The sequence below is a fragment of the Agromyces badenianii genome (assembly GCF_003070885.1).
Lineage (GTDB): Bacteria > Actinomycetota > Actinomycetes > Actinomycetales > Microbacteriaceae > Agromyces > Agromyces badenianii.
This window is the reverse complement of record NZ_CP028913.1, coordinates 141906-160496: the sequence shown is the minus strand read 5'-3', so window position 1 is coordinate 160496 and position 18591 is coordinate 141906. Positions and strand designations below refer to the sequence as shown.

Genomic DNA, 18591 nt, shown 5'->3' with positions numbered 1-18591 from the left:
TCGTGCGGGGGTGCGGCCTGCGCGGCCGAGTTCGCCCCCCACGTGAGGAGAGCGCATGGCGAGCGGCATCCCCATCCAGATCTCGGGGCTCAGCAAGCACTTCGGGCCGGTGACCGCGGTCGACGATCTCAGCTTCACCGTGCAACCGGGAAAGGTCACCGGGTTCCTCGGCCCCAACGGCGCCGGCAAGACGACGACCCTACGGGTGCTGCTCGGGCTCGAGCGCGCGAGCGCCGGCACCGCCACGTTCGGCGGCACGCCGTACTCGGCGCTCGAGAAGCCCATCGAGACGGTCGGTGCCGCGCTCGACGCGAACTTCCACCCGGGGCGCAGCGCTCGCAATCACCTCAAGGTGTACGCGACGGCCGCCGGCCTGCCGACGGCTCGCGTGCAGGCGGTGCTCGAGCAGGTCGGCATCGCGGACTACGCCGACCGCCGGGTCGGCGGATATTCGCTCGGCATGCGGCAGCGGCTCGCGCTGGCCTACACCCTGCTCGGCGACCCCGGCGTCTTCGTGCTCGACGAGCCGATCAACGGTCTCGACCCCGAGGGCATCAAGTGGATCCGCGGGTTCCTGCAGAGCCTCGCCCGTGAGGGCCGCACCGTGCTCGTCTCCTCCCACCTGCTCAGCGAGGTGCAGCAGAGCGTCGACGAGGTCGTGATCATCGCGAAGGGCCGGCTCATGAAGACCGGCACGCTCGCGAGCCTCGAACTCGATTCGGCGCCGCGCACGATCGCGGACTCGCCCGACCGGCCGGCCCTCGCCGCAGCGCTCGAGGCCGCGGGGCTCGAGTACACCGAGGGTCGGAACGGCTTCATCGTCACCGAGCCCGACCCCGCCCGGGTCGGGCATGCCGCGTTCGTCGGCGGCGTCGAGCTCGCGGCCCTGCATCGCTTGAGATCGGGGCTCGAGGAGTCCTTCCTCTCCCTCGTCGGCGGAGGTGAGGAGGCGTGAGCGTCGTGCGTGCGATCGGCTCCGAGTTCCAGAAGGTCTTCACGACCCGCATGTGGTGGCTCCTCGCCATCCTCCTCGCGGCATACGTCGCCTTCATGTCGGGCGGATTCGGCGCCTTCCTCGGCTGGGCGACCCAGAATCCGGATGCCGCTGCGGCCACCGGCGGCACGACCACGGTGCCGCCCGGTGCCGATCTGGCGCTGCTGATCTACAGCTTCGCGTCGTCGGTCGGCTACGTGTTCCCGGTGCTGCTCGGTGCGCTCGCCGTGACCGGGGAGTTCCGGCACAAGACCCTCACGCCGACCTTCCTCGCCGAACCGCACCGCACCGTCGTTCTCAGCGCCAAGTTCCTGTCTCAGCTCGTCGTCGGCGCCGGCCTCGGCGTCATCGCCTTCGCCGTCTCGGTCGGTGCCGGTGCAGCCGCCCTCGCCGGCTTCGGCCTCGACACCGGACTCGACTCGAGCGACACCTGGGCGCTCGTCGGCCGCGGCGTGCTCGCCATGGCCCTGTGGGGCGCGATCGGCGTCGGCCTCGGCGTGCTCGTGGTCAACCAGGTGGCGGCGATCGTGATCGTGATCGCGTTCACCCAGTTCCTCGAGCCGATCCTGCGGATCGTCGCCTCGCTCAGCGACGTCACGGCCTCGATCGGCCGGTTCCTGCCGGGCGCGGCGAGCGACGCGCTCGTCGGGGCATCCTTCTACAACATCGCCTCGCTCGGGTCGACCCAGACGCTCGATTGGTGGCAGGGCGGGCTCGTGCTGCTCGGCATCGCGGTGGTCGCCACCGTGATCGGCGGCGCCACCACGTGGCGCCGGGACGTGGCGTAGGAGCGTGGCGTAGGCGTGGAACTCGCCGAACTGCGCCGGGTGCGGCTGCACGTCCAAGGGCTGCGGCAGGTGCGCGCCGCCTCGGCCGCCGAGGTCGTGCGCGGCTTCGTCGCCGTGCAGTCGCAGGAGTTCGTGCCCGCCCAGTGGGGTCTCGCGATGCGGGTGCCCGCCGAACGCAGGCCCGACCTCGCCGAGGTCGGGGCGGCACTCGACCGGGGCGAGATCCTGCGCACGCACGTGCTGCGCCCGACCTGGCACTTCGTCGACCCGGCGGATGCCCGATGGCTGATGGAGCTCTCGGCCGAGCGTGTGCATCGGGCCAACGCCACCTACTACCGGCGCACCGGTGTCGACGGCGATGCCGCCACCCGCGGACTCGACATCGTGGCCGAGGCGCTCGCCGGGGCGCATTGCACGCGGGCCGAACTCTCCGCCGCACTCGAGGCGGCCGGGCAGCCGTTCACCGGTCTCGCCTTCACCTACCTGCTCATGCTCGCCGAGCTCGAACGGGTCGCGATCTCCGGCGCAGGGGCCGGTAAGCAGCGCACCTACGCGGCCTTCAATGAACGAGTGCCGCCCTCGGCGCCGAAGACGCGCGAGGCGGCACTCGGCGAACTCGCCGCACGATTCATCCGCTCCCGCGGGCCGGTGACCGACCGCGACTTCTCGGCGTGGTCGGGGTTCACGCTCGGCGACACGCGCCAGGCGTTCGCCGCGGTCGGCGATGCGAGCGGCGGCCGCATCGAAACGGTCGAGGTCGAGGGAGCCACGCACTGGCACGACGCCGAGGCGACCTCGGAGGCCCGTGCGTTCGGCGGCTCACCGGCTGCCGGCGTCGTCGACCTGCTGCAGGCGTACGACGAGTACATCATGGGCTACGCCGCGCCCCGCGCGTACCTGCAACCCGCGGGCCGGGCCACCCCGGTGCACCCCGAGTTCCCGCTGCACGCCCTGATGCTCGACGGCGTGATGGCCGGGCGCTGGGCGCCGACGTCGAACGGACGACGCGCGGTGGTCAAGCTCGTGCCATGGCGGGCGTTCACGCCCCGCGAGGAGCAGGCGCTCGCGGCATCCGTCGCCGAGGTCGAGCGGTTTCTCGGCCTGCCCGTCACGGTCGAGCGCGAGGCGCTAACCGAGTGACGCACGTGGCCCCGGCGGGCCGCGTGGGATCTCGGGAATCGCACCGGCATGGCCGTACGATCGCGGCATGGCCGTCATCGGAAGCGTGTTCGTCGCTCTCGCCGCGCTGCTGCACGGCTACATCTTCCTGATGGAGAGCGTGTGGTGGACGCGCCCCTCCACCTGGAAGCGCTTCGGCGTCGCCGACCAGGCCGCTGCCGACGTGACGAAGCCCATGGCCTACAACCAGGGCTTCTACAACCTCTTCCTCGGCATCGGCGCCGCGGTCGGGCTCGCGCTCTACTGGGCGGGCGCGATGCCGGTCGGCAAGACCCTCGTGCTGTTCACGACGGCGTGCATGGTGCTCGCCGCCGCGGTGCTCACGACGACGGGCCGCGGCTACCTGCGGCCGGCCCTGGTGCAGGGCACGCTGCCGCTCATCGGCTTCGTGCTCTTCGCGTTCGCCTGAGCGAGCGGATGCATCGGCGCCTCGGGAGAGGATCGGCGCGACCGGGAGGATCGGCGCGACCGGGCCGATCAGTCCTGAGTCTCGTCGGGCGCCGCGCCGAGCTTCAACCGGTCGATGAGCTCTGCGGCATGGTTCGTGCTCAGGATGATGCGCGCGAACTCGCCCCCGGCGAGCTCGAGCACGACCGCCGGACGCTTGCCCTTGACGATGACGAAGTCGCTGCCGCCGTGGTATTTCCACACACCGACGGCGACGACGAGCGGAATCTCGGTGCCGCGACGACGGATGCCGCGGATCCAGATCCACGGGTCGTCGGTGATGGTCGCCGAGCGGATGTCGTCGCGCTGCACCACGAGGTCGTCGGCGCGGAGCGCGAGCGACTTCTCGGCCGGAGTGAGGTGTACCTCGATCCGGTCGGTGTGCACGCGCAGTTTCGCCATGCTTCCATCCTGCCCGAGTCGAGCGCCCGGTGTCGTGTCGACGCCCCACAAACGAAGAACGGATTGCTGCAGGAATCGTTCGGTACCGGCTCTGCCGGTTACGACGGGCGAGCGGATGCCGCGGCGCGCGCCGCGGCCGGGAGCGCCTCGAACACGCGGGCGATCGCGTCGTCGTCGTGGGCGGCGGTGACGAACCACGCCTCGAACACGCTCGGCGGCAGCGAGACCCCCGCGTCGAGCATCGCGTGGAAGAACGGGGCATAGCGCCACGACTCCTGCCGCTGCACCGTGGCGTAGTCGCGCACCTCGGCCGACGCCGCCTCCGCGCCGAACACGAAGCTGAAGAGGCTGCCCGCCCGCTGCACGCGGTGCGCCACCCCCTCGGCGTCGAGCGCCGCCGAGACCGCGTCGCCGATCGTCTCGGCCGCGGCGTCGAGCTGCGCGTACACCGAGGCATCCGCTGCCCGGAGCGTTGCCACGCCCGCCGCGACCGCGACGGGGTTTCCTGAGAGGGTGCCCGCCTGGTACACGGGGCCGAGCGGGGCGAGCTGCTCCATGATCTCGGCGCGACCGCCGAGTGCCGCGACCGGCATGCCGCCGCCGATGACCTTGCCGAAGGTCATCAGGTCGGGCGTGTAGTCGCCGTCGGTGCCGGCCTCGAGCCCCCACCAGCCGGCGGCCGAGACGCGGAAGCCCGTGAGCACCTCGTCGGAGATGACGAGCGCGCCGTTGGCGTGCGCGAGCTCGACGACGGCCCGGTTGAACCAGGGTGCCGGCGGCACGACGCCCATGTTCGCCGCCGCCGCCTCGGTGATCACGGCGGCGATGCGGTCGCCGTGCTCGGCGAACACCGCGCGCAGTGCGTCGAGGTCGTTGTAGGGCACCACGAGCGTGAGTGCCGCGATGTCGGCCGGCACGCCGGCGGAACCCGGCAGCGCGAACGTCGCGAGGCCCGAGCCGGCCTCGGCGAGCAGGCCGTCGGAGTGACCGTGGTAGTGCCCGGCGAACTTCACGAGCAGGTCGCGCCCGGTGAAGCCGCGGGCGAGACGGATCGCGCTCATCGTCGCCTCGGTGCCAGTGGAGACGAGGCGCAGCTTCTCGACGGGGCCGATGCGCTGCTCGACGAGCTCGGCGAGCTCGGTCTCTGCGGGAGTCGATGCGCCGAACGAGAGTCCGCGGGCCGCGGCATCCGTCACCGCCGCGATGACGCGGGGGTCGGCGTGGCCGAGGATCGCGGGACCCCAGCCCGCGACGAGGTCGACGTACTCGCGGCCCTCGGCGTCGGTGACGTACGGGCCCTTCGCCGAGACGAAGAAGCGCGGCGTGCCGCCGACCGAGCGGAACGCCCGCACGGGCGAATTGACCCCGCCCGGGATCGCGGCCTGGGCGCGGGCGAAGAGCTCGGCGTTCGTGGCGGTGGTGCTTGCGGCGGTCGTGTTCGCGGCGGTCATGCGAGGTCTCCGTTGCGGATCCAGTCGGCGAGCTCGACGGCCCAGTAGGTGAGCACGGCGTCTGCGCCGGCACGGCGGATGCCGCGCACCGACTCGATCACGGCGCGCTTGCGGTCGATCCAACCGTGTGCGGCGGCGGCCTCGATCATCGCGTACTCCCCCGACACCTGGTAGGCCCAGACGGGCACCTCGGATGCCGCGGCGACGTCGGCGAGCACGTCGAGGTAGCCGCCCGCGGGCTTGACCATGACGACGTCGGCGCCCTCGTCGATGTCGATCATCGCCTCGCGCAACCCCTCGCGGCGGTTGCCGGGGTCGAGCTGGTACGAGCGTCGGTCGCCCTCGAGCGTCGACTCGACGGCCTCGCGGAACGGGCCGTAGTACGCGCTCGAGTACTTGGCCGAATAGGCGAGGATCGCGGTGTCGGCATGCCCGGCGTCGTCGAGTGCGTCGCGCACCGCGGCGACCTGGCCGTCCATCATGCCCGAGAGGCCGAGCAGCTCGGAGCCCGCCCGCGCCTGCTCGAGCGCCATCGCCGCGTACCGCTCGAGGGTCGCGTCGTTGTCGACCCGGCCGCGCTCGTCGAGCACGCCGCAGTGGCCGTGGTCGGTGAATTCGTCGAGGCAGAGGTCGGTCTGCACGACGAGCCGTCCGGCGGATGCCTCGACCGCGACCCGGGTGGCGAGGTTGAGGATCCCGTCGGGATCGGTGGCTCCCGAACCGCGCGCGTCGCGCACCTCGGGCACGCCGAAGAGCATCACGCCGCCGACGCCCGCGGCCGCGGCATCCGACACCGCTCGCGGCAGGCTGTCGAGCGAGTGCTGCACGACACCCGGCATCGAGCCGATCGGCACCGGGGCGGTGACGCCCTCGCGCACGAAGATCGGGAGCACGAGCTCGGCGGGGTGCAGCCGGGTCTCGGAGACGAGCCGGCGAAGCGCAGGCGTCTCGCGCAGACGGCGCGGGCGGACACGGGGAACGGGCGTGGAACTCACCCGTCAAGCCTACGTCGCGGCGTCTGTGCGAGCGCCGGGCGCGATGGGCTCGATCAGGCCTTCGCCGTCGCGGCGTCGACCACCGCGTCGATGAGCGACTCGGCGGTGCGCTCGCGGGCCACGACGTCGACCCGGAGGCCGACCTGCGCGGCATCCATCTTCGTCTGCGGGCCGATGGCGGCGACGAGGATCGACTCGGGGATCGGGCCGAGCTGCTGCTGCACCTGCTCGGCGACGCTGCCCGACGTCACGAGCACGGCATCGACCCGGCCCGACCGCACATCGTCGGCGACCTTCGACGACACGGGCACGCCGATGGTTCGATAGGCGACGACCGCCTCGACGTGGTGCCCGGCCCGGGCGAGGCCGATCGAGAGCACCTGCTTCGCGATCGCCGAGCGCAGGGCCAGCACCCGGAGGCCCTTTCGGCCCTCGGTCGCCGCCTCCCACTCCTCGAGGAGGCCACGGGCGGAGTTGTCTTCGGAGGGCACGATGTCGACGTGGTACCCGGCTGCGACGAGAGCGGCAGCGGTGGTCTCGCCGACCGCTGCGACTTTCGTCGTCTCAGGGATCACCGCGTCGTACGACGACAGCACGTCGACGGTCGTCGCGCTCGTGATGGTGAGCCAGTCGAACCCGCCGGCAGCGAGCTTCGCGAGTGCCGCCTCGAGGGCGGGCTGGTCGTCGGTGGGTGCGAAGTTGATGAGCGGGGCGACCAGCGGCGAGGCGCCGCGAGCGCGCAGCGCCGCGGCGACGCCGTCGCCCCAGGGCCCGCCGCGCGGCACGAGCACTCGCCAGCCGGCGAGTGGTTTGCCCACCGAAGCGGGCAGGTTGACGGCACCCGTCATCGATTCGAATTCGCTCACGGCGACTCCTCAGGTGGTGCAAGTTCGGCGGCGCCGTTGCCGAGGAGTTCCGCGACGGCACGTTCGGCGACGTCGCGCGCCGCATCCGCCAAGTCGGCGGCCGAGCGGCTGTCGGGGGTGGCCGCGTGCGAACTCACGATTCGCCGGGCTCCGTCGGCACTGTACACGGTCGCCGTCAGGAAGAGAAGTTCGTCCTCCATGAATGCCGTGGCACCGATGGGAGCGGAGCACCCTGCCTCGAGTCCGGCGAGCACGAGCCGCTCGGCGAGCACCGTCGCCCGGGTCGTGTTGTGGTCGATCGCCTCGAGCGCCCGCTCGAGCGATCGGTCGCCCTTCTCGCGCCGCACCTCGATCGCGAGCGCACCCTGACCCGGTGCGGTCGGCCACTCGGCGAGCGGCAGCAGCTCGGTCGCCGCATCTGCCAGCCCGAGCCGGCCGAGACCGGCCGCCGCCAGCAGCACGGCGTCGAGCTCGCCCGATTCGACCTTGCCGAGGCGAGTGTCGACGTTGCCGCGAATGTCGACGGCGACGATGTCGGGGCGGGCCGCACCGAGCTGTGCGATGCGGCGCGGCGAGCCGGTGCCGACCCGGGCGCCCTCGGGCAGCGTCGCGAGGGTGAGCCCGTCGCGCGCGCAGATCGCGTCGCGGGCGTCAGCGCGCTTCGGCACCGCGCCGAGGCGCAGCCCCTCGTGCTCGGCCGTCGGCAGGTCTTTCAGCGAGTGCACGACGACGTCGCACTCGCCGGCGAGGAGCGCTTCGCGGAGCGCGGCCGCGAACACGCCGGTGCCGCCGATCGTCGCGAGCGACGCCCGCGAGGTGTCGCCCTGCGTCGTGATCGGCACGAGCTCGATCTCGGCGTTCGCGGCCGTGCCGAGTCTCTCGGAGATCTGGCGGGTCTGGGCCATCGCGAGCGCGCTGCCCCGGGTGCCGACGCGGATGACCTGGCTCATGGCGCGATCCCGGCGAGCGCGGGGCGGAAGCCGAGGCGCACGTTCTCGCAGCAGCCCGGGCGGCAGACGTCGTACCACGGGCCGAGCTCGGTCTCGGCGGGCCGCTCGGCGACCGGAGTGCCGTTGACCCGCTCGAGCACGAGGTCGACGAGCCCGGTGACATAGGCGGGGTGTGTGCCGGGCGTCGGAACCCGCACTGCGGCGAGGCCGTGCTGCTCGGCGGTCTCCAGCGCCTCGTTGTCGAGGTCCCAGAGCACCTCCATGTGGTCGCTCACGAAGCCGAGCGGCACGATGACGACGGCCTTGCGGCCGGCCGCGGGCAGCTCTTCGATGGCGTCGTTGATGTCGGGCTCGAGCCACGGCATCGACGGGGGGCCGCTGCGCGACTGGTACACGAGCTGCCACGGGACATCCGCTGCCCCCGCCTTGGCCATGACGACCTCGGCGACCGCGCGGTGCTGCGCGGCGTAGGCGCCGCCCTCGCCGAAGCCGCGTTCGGCCGGCCCGGACTTCGCGGCGTCGGTCGACGGGATCGAGTGGGTCGCGAAGAGCACCTCGATCTCGGTCGTGCGGTCGAGGCCGGCGGATGCCTCGAGCCCCTGAAGCCCGTCGCGCACGCCCTCGACGAAGGGGGTGACGAAACCGGGGTGATCGAAGAACTGACGCACCTTGTCGATCTGGATCTCGTCGCCGAGCCCGGTGTCGGCGAGCGCGTCGGCGAAGTCCTCGCGGTACTGGCGGCAGCTCGAGTACGAGCTGTAGGCGCTCGTGGCGATCGCGATGAGCTTCGAGTGGCCCGCGGCCTTCGCCTCGGCGAGCGCGTCGTTGAGGTACGGGTCCCAGTTGCGGTTGCCCCAGTAGACGGGCAGGTCGATGCCCCGGATCGCGAGCTCGGCCTCGAGCGACGCCTTGAGCCGGCGATTCTGCGCGTTGATCGGGCTCGTGCCGCCGAAGTGCCGGTAGTGGTGCGCGACCTCTTCGAGACGCTCGTCGGGGATGCCCCGACCGCTCGTCACGTTCCGCAGGAACGGGATGACGTCGTCTTGACCCTCGGGTCCGCCGAAGCCGGCGAGCAGGATCGCGTCGTAGGCGACGGGCTCGGTGACGTGCGCAGGGCCGCTCTGCGCCGCCGGCGTGGCACCGGGCACGATCGCGCCGGGAGCGCAGGGAGCGGATGCCGCCGGGGCCGGCTTGTGGCCGCGGGCCCGCGTCTCCGTGGCATCCGCCGCGCCGGCGCCGGTCGAGCCGAGGTTGACCGCCGCCATTACTGCAGCACCTCCACGAGCTCGGCCGTGGTGATGCGGCGACCCGTGTAGAAGGGCACCTCTTCGCGCACGTGACGGCGGGCGTCGGTGGCACGCAGATCGCGCATCAGGTCGACGAGCTCGGTGAGCTCGTCGGACTCGATGGGCAGCAGCCACTCGTAGTCGCCGAGCGCGAAGGCGCTCACGGTGTTGGCGATCGCGCCGCGGAACGCGGCGCCCTTGCGGCCGTGCTCGGCGAGCATGCGGCTGCGCTCCTCGCCGGGCAGGAGGTACCACTCGTAGCTGCGCACGAACGGGTAGACCGTGAGCCAGGCCTTGGGCTCGACGCCGCGGAGGAACCCGGGCACGTGCGCCTTGTTGAACTCGGCGTCGCGGTGCACGCCCATGGCGTTCCACGTCGGCAGGAGGTGCTTCAGGATGCGGGCGCGGCGCAGCTCTCGGAGCGCCCACTGCAGCCCTTCGGCGTTCGGTCCGTGCAGCCACAGCATGACGTCGGCGTCGGCGCGCAGGCCGGAGACGTCGTAGATGCCGCGAAGGGTCACCCCTTCGTTCTCGACGAGCGCGATGACGCCGTCGAGCTCGTCGACGATGCGGCGCACGTCGTGGCCGTCGTAGTCATCGGGCCTCGCCGGGTCGCGGCGGAACACGGCGAACACCGTGAACCCCTCGGGAGAATCGCCGGTTTCGGACTGGGGACGGAGCGCGTCGGCTGCCGCTTCGGCAGCGGGGGAAGACATGCCTCCAGTCTCTCTCTTTCTCAGTGATCGGCCAAAAGGGAGTCGGCCGGCCCGTGGCCGGTGCGTGCCGGCACGACGGACGCTCGTCGGGTGCCGCCAGCACGTACGCTCGTCGGATGAGGATCTGGTCGCTGCATCCGCGCTACCTCGATCGCCAGGGGCTGACCGCCTGCTGGCGTGAGACCTTGCTCGCGCAGGCGGTGCTCGAGGGGGCGACCCGCGGCTACACGCGTCACCCGCAGCTCGAGCGGTTCCGCGACCTGCCCGACCCGCTCGGCGCGATCGGCGACTACCTCGCCGGGGTGGCCGATGAGGCGACGGCGCGCGGCTACCGCTTCGACGGCGGCAAGGTGCATCGGCGCAGCGAGACGCCGGTGCTGCTCGAGGTCACGAGCGGGCAGCTGGCGCTCGAGTGGGAGCACCTGCGGCGGAAGCTGGCGACCCGCAGTCCCGAGTTGGCGCTGCGCTGGGCCGGCGTGGAGCTGCCGGCACCGCACCCGCTCTTCACGGTGACCGCAGGGGCCGTCGCCTCGTGGGAGCGCGCGACCCTGCCTGCCGCGGAGAGCGCATCGCCTCAGTCCTGATCGAGTTCGGTCGCGCTGAGCGCGTCGAGGAACCGGATGACGACCTCGCGCTCCGCCGGCGCGAGCGCGGCGGCGGCGGCGAACCGCCGGGCGTGCTGCCGGCCCACGGTCTCGCGGGCGACGATGCGGGTTGCGTCGGTCACCGAGATGGCGAGCGCCCGCCGGTCGGTCGGGTGCGGTGCGCGCACGAGGTGTGCGCCGTGCTCGAGCCGGTCGAGGAGCTTCGTGGTCGACGCGCTCGAGATGCCGAGGTACTCGCTGAGAGCGCCGGGGGTGACGATCTCGCGCTGGTTGCGCGCGGCGATGAGAAAGCGCAGGGCGCGCATGTCGGTGGTGTTGAGCTTCATGTACCGGCTCGACGCCTCGCTCATGCGACGCTCGGCGTCGTGCCAGCCGCGCAGGCTCTGCATCACGCGCACGATCTGGTCGACGGCTTCGTCGTCGAGTCCGTGCCGATCCACGAGCTGCTCGTCGTGGTCGGAGATGCGGGGGTCGTGCATCGCGGCCGCGATGTCGTGCCGCCCCTCCCGCTCAGTTGCCATGGTGTGATTCTAGCCAATCTAGTATATTTCTAGCTAAGCTAATTATTATCCTATTCAGTGAATGTCTGGAGTCAGCATGACCCTCAGTGACATCGAAGAGGTCGTCCTACTCGACGCTGACGACCGTCCCATCGGCCGGGCGCCGAAGTCGAGCGTGCACGGCGCAGACACCGCCCGGCATCTGGCCTTCTCCTGCCACGTCTTCAACGAGCGCGACGAACTCCTCGTGACCCGTCGCGCGCTGTCGAAGCAGACGTGGCCCGGCGTCTGGACCAACTCGTTCTGCGGCCATCCGGCGCCAGCAGAGACCCTCGTGCATGCGATCCGCCGCCGCGGCGAGTTCGAGCTCGGCCTCTCGCTCGACGCCATCGAGCCGGTGCTTCCCTTCTTCCACTACCGGGCGACGGATGCCTCGGGGCTCGTCGAGAACGAGCTCTGCCCCGTCTACACGGCGCGTGCGACATCCGACCTCGAACCGCACCCCGGCGAGGTGATGGACTTCGCCTGGGTGCATCCCGATCGCCTCGCTCCGGCCATCGAGCATGCGCCCTGGGTGTTCAGCCCGTGGCTCGTGCTGCAGGCGCAGTTGCTGCCGTTCCTCGGCGGTTCCCTCGATCAGCGCGCGGCCTTGGCGTCATGATCGGCGCAACCCTCGCCCGCCCGCTCCAAGCCGGCACCGCCGCGGTCGGCGAGTTCATCGACGAGTTCTTCGCCGAACGCCTCGAACGGGCCGCCCGGCACGGCGACGACTATGTGCGGCTCTGGGAGTCCGCGCGCGACGGCGCCGCGGGGGGCAAGCGCATCCGGCCCGAGCTCGTGCTCGCCGCCCATGCCGCGTACGCGGGTTCGAGCACGACCGAGGCCGTGCGACTCGCCGCCGCCTTCGAGCTCCTGCACACCGCCTTCCTCATGCACGACGACGTGATCGATCACGACCTCGTGCGCCGGGGAGCGCCGAACGTCGCCGGGCGCTTCGCCCTCGAGAGCATCGACCGCGGGCTGCCCGCCGACTGGGCGCACGAGTACGGCGAGGCATCCGCGATCCTCGCGGGCGACCTGCTCATCAGCGGTGCGCTGCGGGTGGTCGCCGAACTCGAGGCACCGCGGGCGGTGCGCAGGGCGGTGCTCGAGATCGTCGACGAGTGCGTCTTCCTCGCGGCCGCCGGCGAGCACGCCGACGTGCGCCACGCCGTCCGTCATGCCGGCGATGCACCCGGCGAGCGCGACATCCTCGCCATGATCGAGAACAAGACCGCGTCGTACTCGTTCAGCGCACCGCTCCAGGCCGGGGCGATGCTCGGCGGAGCCTCCGCCGCATCCGTCGCGCGCCTCGGCGAGATCGGCCGCCATCTCGGCGTCGCGTTCCAGCTGCGAGACGACGTGCTCGGCGTCTACGGTTCCGTGGAGGTCACCGGCAAGTCGGCGCTCAGCGACCTGCGCGAGGGCAAGGAGACCCTGCTCATCGCGTATGCCCGGGAGCATCCCGACTGGGCGCAGGCCGCTGCGGGGTTCGGCACGCCCGAGCTCGATGACGCCGAGGCGGCCCGGCTTCGCTCGGCGATCGAGTCGAGCGGCGCCAGGGAACGCGTCGAGCGACTCATCGACGAGCGCTGCGCCGCCGCCGTCGACGCCATCACCGGGTCGGACCTGCCCCAAGGCCTGCACGAGGCGCTGACGCTCACGGCCCGCGCGTGCGTGGAGCGTGCGCGATGACCGCGCCGACGACCGGCCTCGCCCTCTACGACCGCGCAGCGCGCCTCGGCTCAGCGCAGGTGATCTCGCACTACTCGACCTCGTTCGGCCTCGCGAGCCGGTTGTGCTCGCGAACGGTTCGCGTCCACGTCGCCGACATCTACGCGCTCGTGCGCATCGCCGACGAGATCGTCGACGGTCCGGCCGAAGAAGCCGGGCTCGGGCTCGAGGAACGCCGTGCGATGCTCGACGCGCTCGAGGTGGAGACCGAGCAGGCGATCGCCCGCGGGTACAGCTCGAACCTCGTCGTGCACGCCTTCGCGCAGACCGCACGCGCCACGGGGTTCGGGAGCGAGCTGACCCGCCCGTTCTTCGCGTCGATGCGTCGCGATCTCGACCCGGTCGAGTTCGACGACGACGAGTTGCGCGACTACATCCACGGCTCGGCCGAGGTCGTCGGGCTCATGTGCCTGCGCGCGTTCAGCGAGGGGCTGCCCGCCGACGCCGCCCGCGACGAGCGGTGGCAGCGCGGTGCCCGTCATCTGGGCGCCGCATTCCAGAAGGTCAACTTCCTGCGCGATCTCGCCGACGACTACGAGTCGCTCGGGCGCCGCTACTTTCCCGGAATCGACCCGGCGCACCTCAGCGAGGCCGAGAAGGCGCGGCTGCTCGACGACATCGATCGAGACCTCCGGATCGCGGGCGAGGTGATTCCCGAACTTCCGAGCGGATGCCGCAGGGCCGTCGCCGCCGCGCACGCCCTGTTTTCCGCCCTCTCCGAGCGGCTGCGCCGCACCCCGGCGAGCGAACTGCTCACGGTCAGGGTCAGCGTGCCGACGCCGCAGAAGCTCCTGCTGCTCGCGCGCGCCGCCGGGTCGCGGTCGCGCGGCCCGGCGCACGCCCCGGCAGCTGCGCCGGTGCCCGAGGCGACGGCATGAGCCGGGTCGCCGTCGTCGGAGGCGGCATCGCCGGCCTCGCGACGGCCGCACTCCTCGCTCGCGACGGGCACGAGGTCACGGTCTACGAGGCGCACGACACCGTCGGGGGTCGCGCCGGACGGTGGGATGCCGAGGGCTTCAGCTTCGACACCGGCCCGTCGTGGTACCTCATGCCCGAGGTGTTCGAGCACTTCTTCCGGCTGATGGGCACGAGCGCCGACGCCGAGCTCGACCTCGTGCGACTCGAACCGGGCTACCGCGTGTTCTTCGAGCGCCACGACGAGCCCCTCGACGTGGTCGCCGACCGGGCACGCGCCGCCGCGACGTTCGAGGCGATCGAGCCGGGTGCCGGCCGGGCGCTCGAGCGCCACCTCGACTCGGCCGAGGAGACGACGCAGCTGGCGCTCGACCACTTCCTCTACAACGACTTCTCGTCGCCGCGCTCGCTGCTCGTGCCGCCGGTGCTGCGGCGGCTCGGCCGGCTCGGCCGACTGCTCCTGCAGCCGCTTGACCGCTTCGTCGCGCGCGGATTCCGCGACGAGCGGCTTCGGCAGGTGCTCGGCTACCCCGCGGTCTTCCTCGGCACCTCGCCGTCGGCGGCGCCGAGCATGTACCACCTGATGAGCCACTTCGACCTCGATGACGGCGTCTACTACCCCCAGGGCGGCTTCCGCGAGGTCATCGACAGCGTCGCCCGGCTGGCGCAGCGGGCCGGCGCGCAGATCGTGACGAACGCCCGGGTCACCGAGATTCGGGTCGAGTCGGGGGCGGCCCGCGGCATCCGCTACCTCGATCGCGACGGCACCGCCCACCTGGTCGACGCTGACCTCGTCGTCTCGGCGGCCGACGTGCACCACACCGAGACGGCGCTGCTGCCGCCAGAGCTGCGAAGCAGGTCGGATGCCTCGTGGCGCCGAGCCGATCCCGGGCCGGGCGCCGTGCTCGTGATGCTCGGCGTGCGCGGCGGGCTGCCGCAGCTGCTGCACCACAACCTGTTGTTCACCGAGGACTGGGGCGAGAACTTCGACCGCATCTTCGGTCGGAACCCGTCGGTGCCCGACCCGGCGTCGCTGTACGTGTGCAAGCCGAGCGCGACCGACCCGACGGCGGCGCCGCCCGGGCACGAGAACCTCTTCGTGCTCGTGCCGGTGCCGGCCGACCCGGGCATCGGGCACGGCGGGGTCGACGGTGCCGGCGACGCGACCGTCGAGCGCATCGCCGACGCCGCGATCGAGCAGATCTCGGCCTGGACGGGCGTCGCCGACCTCGCCGACCGCGTGGTCGTGCGCCGAACCGTGGGGCCGGGCGACTTCGCCTCGGAGTTCAACTCGTGGCGCGGCTCGGCGCTCGGGCCGGCGCACGTGCTGCGCCAGAGCGCCTTCCTGCGCGGCCGCACCGCCTCGCGGACGGTGAGCGACCTGTACTTCGCCGGCGCGACCACGGTGCCCGGCATCGGACTGCCGATGTGCCTCATCAGCGCCGAGCTCGTGGCGAAGGCCCTGCGCGGCGACCGCGGCGCCGGCCCGCTCGCCGAGCCCGAGGTGCGGAGCGTGCCGGCATGACCTTCGTCTACCTCGGCGTGCTGCTCGGCGGCATCGCGTGCATGGTGCTGCTCGACGTTCGCTTCCGGCTCGTGTTCGCCGCGGCCCGCCGGCGCTGGCGCGCAGCGGTCGTGCTCGTCATCGGTCTCGTCTTCTTCCTCGTGTGGGACCTCGCCGGCATCGGCCTCGGCATCTTCCACCGCGCCGAGAACACGGTGAGCACCGGCATCCTGCTGGCGCCCGAGCTGCCGCTCGAGGAGCTCGTGTTCCTGGCGTTCCTCTGCTACCTCACGCTCGTGCTCTACACGGGAGTGCTGCGCCTGATCGCGGCGAAGGAGGCCCGCCGGTGACCTACCTGCTGCTCTCCGCGGTGTTCCTCGCGGTCGCCGTCGTCGTCGCGGCGCTCGGCTGGCGACGCGCGCCGAGGGGCCACGGGCGGGCGGTGCTGATCTCGGCGCTCGTGCTCGTGGCGCTGACCATCGCCTTCGACTCGATCATGATCGCCACGGGCCTCTTCGACTACGCCGACGCGCACATCTGGGGGGTGCGCCTCGGCCTCGCCCCCATCGAAGACCTCGCGTACCCGATCGCCGGCATCCTGCTGCTCAGCGGGCTCTGGAATCTCCTCGGAGGGCGGACCGATGCCGACTGACGCCCGCCGCAGCGCGGTCGCCGACCTGGTCACCGCCTCTCGCCCGCTGAGCTGGGTGAACACCGCGTTCCCCTTCGCCGCAGCGTACCTGCTCACAACCCGTGAGATCGATGCCGCGCTCGTCATCGGCACGCTCTTCTTCCTCGTGCCGTACAACCTCGCGATGTACGGCGTGAACGACGTCTTCGACTACGCATCGGATGCCGCGAACCCGCGCAAGGGCGGCGTCGAGGGCGCGTTGCTCGTGCCGGGCCGCCACCGGCTCACGATCATCGCCGCGATCGCGACGTGCATGCCGTTCGTCGCGGCGCTCGTCGTGCTCGGCGGACCGGCGTCGTGGGCGGTGCTCGCGGTCAGCCTCTTCGCGGTCGCGGCGTACTCGGTGCCGGGCCTGCGGTTCAAGGAGGTGCCGTTCCTCGACTCGCTCACCTCGAGCGTGCACTTCGTGAGCCCCGCGGTCTACGGACTGGTGCTCGCCGGTGCGGCGTTCACGCCGCAGCTCTTCGCGTTGCTCCTCGCGTTCCTCGCGTGGGGCATCGCGAGCCATGCGTTCGGCGCCGTGCAAGACGTCGTGCCCGACCGCGCCGGCGGCATCGCCTCGATCGCGACCGTGCTGGGGGCGCGCCGCACGGTGTGGTTCGCGATCGGCATGTGGGCGCTGGCCGGCGTGCTCATGCTCGCGACGTCGTGGCCCGGTCCGCTCGCGGCGGTGCTCGTGGTGCCGTACATCGTCGCGGCGGCGCCCTTCACGGGCGTGACCGACGCCGAATCGGGCTCGGCGAACGCCGGCTGGAGGCGATTCCTCGGCATCAACTACGTCGTCGGATTCCTCGTGACGATGCTGCTGATCTGGTACGCGGCGATCACGGCCTGAGCGCTGCCCGCTCGGGGCGAACGCTCAGCCGCCGACGAGCAGTCGCGTGGAGTGCTCGAGGTGCTCGCGCATCGCGGCCGGACCTCGGTGCTGCACCTCGTCGAGGAGCGCCCGGTGCTCGGCGATGAGGCTCTCGAGCGTGTAGTGCGGGCGCACGTGCAGGAGGAAGAGGAGCAGCTCGCTGCCGAGGGCGACGTGCGCCTCGATGATGCGGGGGCTCGCGGATGCCGCGACGATCGCCCGGTGGAAGTCGGCGTGGATGCGCTCGACCTCGAGCCACCCCTCGTCTCGCCCGCCGCCGCCGCCGTCGGAGCCGCCGCCCCCGTCGTCGCCGCCGTCGCTCCCGCCGATGCCCCCGCCGCCGCCGTCAGAGGAACGCTGTCGCGTCGGAGGAAGGGAATCCGTTGCCTCTGACGCGACAGTGTCCCTCTGACGCTCGGAGTCGCGCGCGGCGTCGTGCGAGTGACGCTCGGCGTCGCGCGCGGCGTCGTGCGCGTGACGCTCGGCGTCGTGCTCGTGACGCGCGGCGTCGCGTGCGGTGCGTGCGAGCACGTCGAGCCGGTCGAGGGCCGCGCGCGCCGGCGCGAGCACCTCGTCGGGCCACGCGTCGCCGAGGCGCTCGCCCGCGATGCGCACGGCCTCGACCTCGAGCGCGGCACGCAGTTGCTGCAGCGCGATCACATGTGCCCGATCGAAGCTCGCCACGCGCACCCCGCGGTAGGCCTCGGCGACGGCGAGCCGCTCGGCCACGAGCCGCTGGAACGCGGCGCGCACCGTGTGCCGCGACACCCCGTGCTGTTCCGCTGCGGCTTCCTCCCGCAGCGGCGCGCCGGGCGGAAGCACCCCGCTCAAGATGTCGGCGCGCACCGAGGCCGCCACGCGGTCGACGGTGGTCTCGGCCGCCGCCCGGGCGCTCACCCCGCGTCGGGTCGTCGGCACGGAGGCATCCGCTCGCTCTGGTTCGCCCTGATCGACGCGGCGATCAGTCGAGGTTCGCTCGCACGACCAGCCACACCGTGGCCCCGACGGCGGCGACCAGACCGACCGCTGCGGCGAACGCGACGGCCGGCTGCTCGTCGGCGAACCGGCGCAGCTTCACCTTCGCGCGGGCGGCCCGCCTGCCCACCTGCTTCGGCACATTGAGCTTGTCTTCGAGCGCGTTGAGCGTCTCGGCGAAGTCGGCCCGCGCCTGCTGCGACGCGATTCTCGCCTGCACGCGGGTGAGGTTTCGCTCGCGCGTGGCACTGTCGCGCTTGGAGGGGCTGGGGCCGGTGGCATCAGTAACGACGGTCATAGTCACCCGTTCCCTTCAGTGCGTCGAGGTCGGCCTTCAAGCTGTCGATCGACTCGAGGGGCTCGGCGCCCCGCTTGAAGTTGATGTAGGCGATCCAGAGCAGGATCACGATGATCAACAGCAGCGCGCCAGACACGGTCAGGGCGGCCGCCCACGCGGGCATCACGAGCGCGAGCGCGAAGATGCCGGTGATGATCAGGGTGAAGAGCAGGAAGATGCCGACCACCGCGGCGCCGGCGACGAGCCCCGAGCCGATGCCGAAGTGCTTGACCTTGTACGAGACCTCGGCCTTGATCTGGTCGATCTCGGCTCGCACGAGCGACGAGATCGTGTCGGGCAGCTCGCCGATCAGCGTGAACAGTGAGCGGTCGTCGTCGTTCGACGGTGCGGTCATCGCGTC

The 18591-nt window shown here is 72.0% G+C and carries 23 protein-coding genes; 12 read left to right on the top strand and 11 right to left on the bottom strand.

The window, feature by feature from the left end:
• Positions 1 to 55: 55 nt before the first annotated feature.
• The 4 genes from DCE93_RS00750 to DCE93_RS00735 all read left to right on the top strand — a co-directional run bounded on the left by DCE93_RS00750 (position 56) and on the right by DCE93_RS00735 (position 3370).
• The gene (locus DCE93_RS00750; protein WP_108594209.1) at positions 56 to 955 is read left to right on the top strand and encodes an ATP-binding cassette domain-containing protein; all 900 of its coding nucleotides are present in this window, start codon (positions 56 to 58) and stop codon (positions 953 to 955) included.
• Positions 952 to 1782: an ABC transporter permease gene (locus DCE93_RS00745; protein ID WP_108594208.1), complete on the top strand. Its 831-nt coding sequence runs from the start codon at positions 952 to 954 to the stop codon at positions 1780 to 1782. The genes DCE93_RS00750 and DCE93_RS00745 overlap by 4 nt, the downstream gene beginning before the upstream one ends.
• 15 nt (positions 1783 to 1797) lie before the next feature.
• Complete coding sequence (locus DCE93_RS00740) at positions 1798 to 2922, top strand: winged helix DNA-binding domain-containing protein (protein ID WP_108594207.1); 1125 nt, start codon at positions 1798 to 1800, stop codon at positions 2920 to 2922.
• Positions 2923 to 2989: 67 nt separating this feature from the next.
• Positions 2990 to 3370 carry a DUF1304 domain-containing protein gene (locus DCE93_RS00735; RefSeq protein WP_108594206.1) on the top strand — a complete coding sequence of 127 codons (381 nt, stop codon included), beginning with the start codon at positions 2990 to 2992 and terminating at the stop codon, positions 3368 to 3370.
• Positions 3371 to 3438: 68 nt separating this feature from the next.
• Here the strand turns inward: DCE93_RS00735 and DCE93_RS00730 are convergent, their stop codons facing one another.
• The 7 genes from DCE93_RS00730 to hemQ all read right to left on the bottom strand — a co-directional run bounded on the left by DCE93_RS00730 (position 3439) and on the right by hemQ (position 10074).
• On the bottom strand, positions 3439 to 3810 hold the full coding sequence (locus tag DCE93_RS00730; protein ID WP_108594205.1) for a hypothetical protein: 372 nt from the start codon (positions 3808 to 3810) through the stop codon (positions 3439 to 3441).
• A 98-nt stretch (positions 3811 to 3908) separates the two neighbouring features.
• Positions 3909 to 5261 (bottom strand): glutamate-1-semialdehyde 2,1-aminomutase, encoded by a 1353-nt coding sequence (gene hemL / locus DCE93_RS00725; RefSeq protein ID WP_108594204.1) that lies wholly within the window; start codon positions 5259 to 5261, stop codon positions 3909 to 3911.
• A complete protein-coding gene (gene hemB / locus DCE93_RS00720; RefSeq protein WP_108594203.1) occupies positions 5258 to 6256 on the bottom strand; it encodes a porphobilinogen synthase in 999 nt (332 codons plus the stop codon). The genes hemL and hemB overlap by 4 nt, the downstream gene beginning before the upstream one ends.
• 53 nt (positions 6257 to 6309) lie before the next feature.
• A complete protein-coding gene (locus DCE93_RS00715; protein WP_108596493.1) occupies positions 6310 to 7104 on the bottom strand; it encodes a uroporphyrinogen-III synthase in 795 nt (264 codons plus the stop codon).
• Positions 7105 to 7118: 14 nt separating this feature from the next.
• Positions 7119 to 8072, bottom strand: a complete 954-nt coding sequence (gene hemC / locus DCE93_RS00710; RefSeq protein WP_108594202.1) for a hydroxymethylbilane synthase — start codon at positions 8070 to 8072, stop codon at positions 7119 to 7121.
• Positions 8069 to 9337 (bottom strand): ferrochelatase, encoded by a 1269-nt coding sequence (locus tag DCE93_RS00705; RefSeq protein ID WP_108594201.1) that lies wholly within the window; start codon positions 9335 to 9337, stop codon positions 8069 to 8071. The genes hemC and DCE93_RS00705 overlap by 4 nt, the downstream gene beginning before the upstream one ends.
• Complete coding sequence (hemQ, locus tag DCE93_RS00700; protein ID WP_108594200.1) at positions 9337 to 10074, bottom strand: hydrogen peroxide-dependent heme synthase; 738 nt, start codon at positions 10072 to 10074, stop codon at positions 9337 to 9339. Before hemQ ends, DCE93_RS00705 begins: the two co-directional genes overlap by 1 nt.
• Positions 10075 to 10190: 116 nt before the next feature.
• Between hemQ and DCE93_RS00695 the strand changes: the two genes are divergently transcribed.
• Complete coding sequence (locus DCE93_RS00695) at positions 10191 to 10658, top strand: pyrimidine dimer DNA glycosylase/endonuclease V (RefSeq protein WP_108594199.1); 468 nt, start codon at positions 10191 to 10193, stop codon at positions 10656 to 10658.
• On the opposite strand, the gene DCE93_RS00690 is transcribed toward DCE93_RS00695, so the two are convergent.
• A complete protein-coding gene (locus DCE93_RS00690) occupies positions 10649 to 11200 on the bottom strand; it encodes a MarR family winged helix-turn-helix transcriptional regulator (RefSeq protein ID WP_244284200.1) in 552 nt (183 codons plus the stop codon). The genes DCE93_RS00695 and DCE93_RS00690 overlap by 10 nt on opposite strands.
• A 76-nt stretch (positions 11201 to 11276) precedes the next feature.
• On the opposite strand from DCE93_RS00690, the gene idi reads away from it, so the two are divergent.
• From idi to DCE93_RS00660, 7 genes are read left to right on the top strand one after another with little or no spacing between them, the layout of a single operon-like run.
• Positions 11277 to 11840 carry an isopentenyl-diphosphate Delta-isomerase gene (gene idi / locus DCE93_RS00685; protein ID WP_108594197.1) on the top strand — a complete coding sequence of 188 codons (564 nt, stop codon included), beginning with the start codon at positions 11277 to 11279 and terminating at the stop codon, positions 11838 to 11840.
• Positions 11837 to 12913, top strand: coding sequence for a polyprenyl synthetase family protein (locus DCE93_RS00680; protein WP_108594196.1), 1077 nt, complete (start codon positions 11837 to 11839; stop codon positions 12911 to 12913). Before idi ends, DCE93_RS00680 begins: the two co-directional genes overlap by 4 nt.
• Positions 12910 to 13830, top strand: a complete 921-nt coding sequence (locus DCE93_RS14490; protein WP_168186145.1) for a phytoene/squalene synthase family protein — start codon at positions 12910 to 12912, stop codon at positions 13828 to 13830. Before DCE93_RS00680 ends, DCE93_RS14490 begins: the two co-directional genes overlap by 4 nt.
• A complete protein-coding gene (gene crtI, locus DCE93_RS14485; protein ID WP_165906061.1) occupies positions 13827 to 15392 on the top strand; it encodes a phytoene desaturase family protein in 1566 nt (521 codons plus the stop codon). Before DCE93_RS14490 ends, crtI begins: the two co-directional genes overlap by 4 nt.
• Complete coding sequence (locus tag DCE93_RS00670) at positions 15389 to 15721, top strand: lycopene cyclase domain-containing protein (protein ID WP_108594195.1); 333 nt, start codon at positions 15389 to 15391, stop codon at positions 15719 to 15721. Before crtI ends, DCE93_RS00670 begins: the two co-directional genes overlap by 4 nt.
• Positions 15718 to 16023 (top strand): lycopene cyclase domain-containing protein, encoded by a 306-nt coding sequence (locus tag DCE93_RS00665; protein WP_108594194.1) that lies wholly within the window; start codon positions 15718 to 15720, stop codon positions 16021 to 16023. The genes DCE93_RS00670 and DCE93_RS00665 overlap by 4 nt, the downstream gene beginning before the upstream one ends.
• The gene (locus DCE93_RS00660) at positions 16013 to 16897 is read left to right on the top strand and encodes a prenyltransferase (protein ID WP_108594193.1); all 885 of its coding nucleotides are present in this window, start codon (positions 16013 to 16015) and stop codon (positions 16895 to 16897) included. The genes DCE93_RS00665 and DCE93_RS00660 overlap by 11 nt, the downstream gene beginning before the upstream one ends.
• 24 nt (positions 16898 to 16921) lie before the next feature.
• Here DCE93_RS00660 and DCE93_RS14480 read toward each other — a convergent pair whose 3' ends face one another.
• From DCE93_RS14480 to DCE93_RS00645, 3 genes are read right to left on the bottom strand one after another with little or no spacing between them, the layout of a single operon-like run.
• Positions 16922 to 17836 carry a GntR family transcriptional regulator gene (locus tag DCE93_RS14480; protein ID WP_168186144.1) on the bottom strand — a complete coding sequence of 305 codons (915 nt, stop codon included), beginning with the start codon at positions 17834 to 17836 and terminating at the stop codon, positions 16922 to 16924.
• Between the two features lie 43 nt (positions 17837 to 17879).
• The gene (locus DCE93_RS00650) at positions 17880 to 18191 is read right to left on the bottom strand and encodes a DUF3618 domain-containing protein (RefSeq protein ID WP_108594192.1); all 312 of its coding nucleotides are present in this window, start codon (positions 18189 to 18191) and stop codon (positions 17880 to 17882) included.
• The gene (locus DCE93_RS00645; RefSeq protein WP_108594191.1) at positions 18175 to 18585 is read right to left on the bottom strand and encodes a phage holin family protein; all 411 of its coding nucleotides are present in this window, start codon (positions 18583 to 18585) and stop codon (positions 18175 to 18177) included. Before DCE93_RS00645 ends, DCE93_RS00650 begins: the two co-directional genes overlap by 17 nt.
• Positions 18586 to 18591 lie beyond the last annotated feature (6 nt).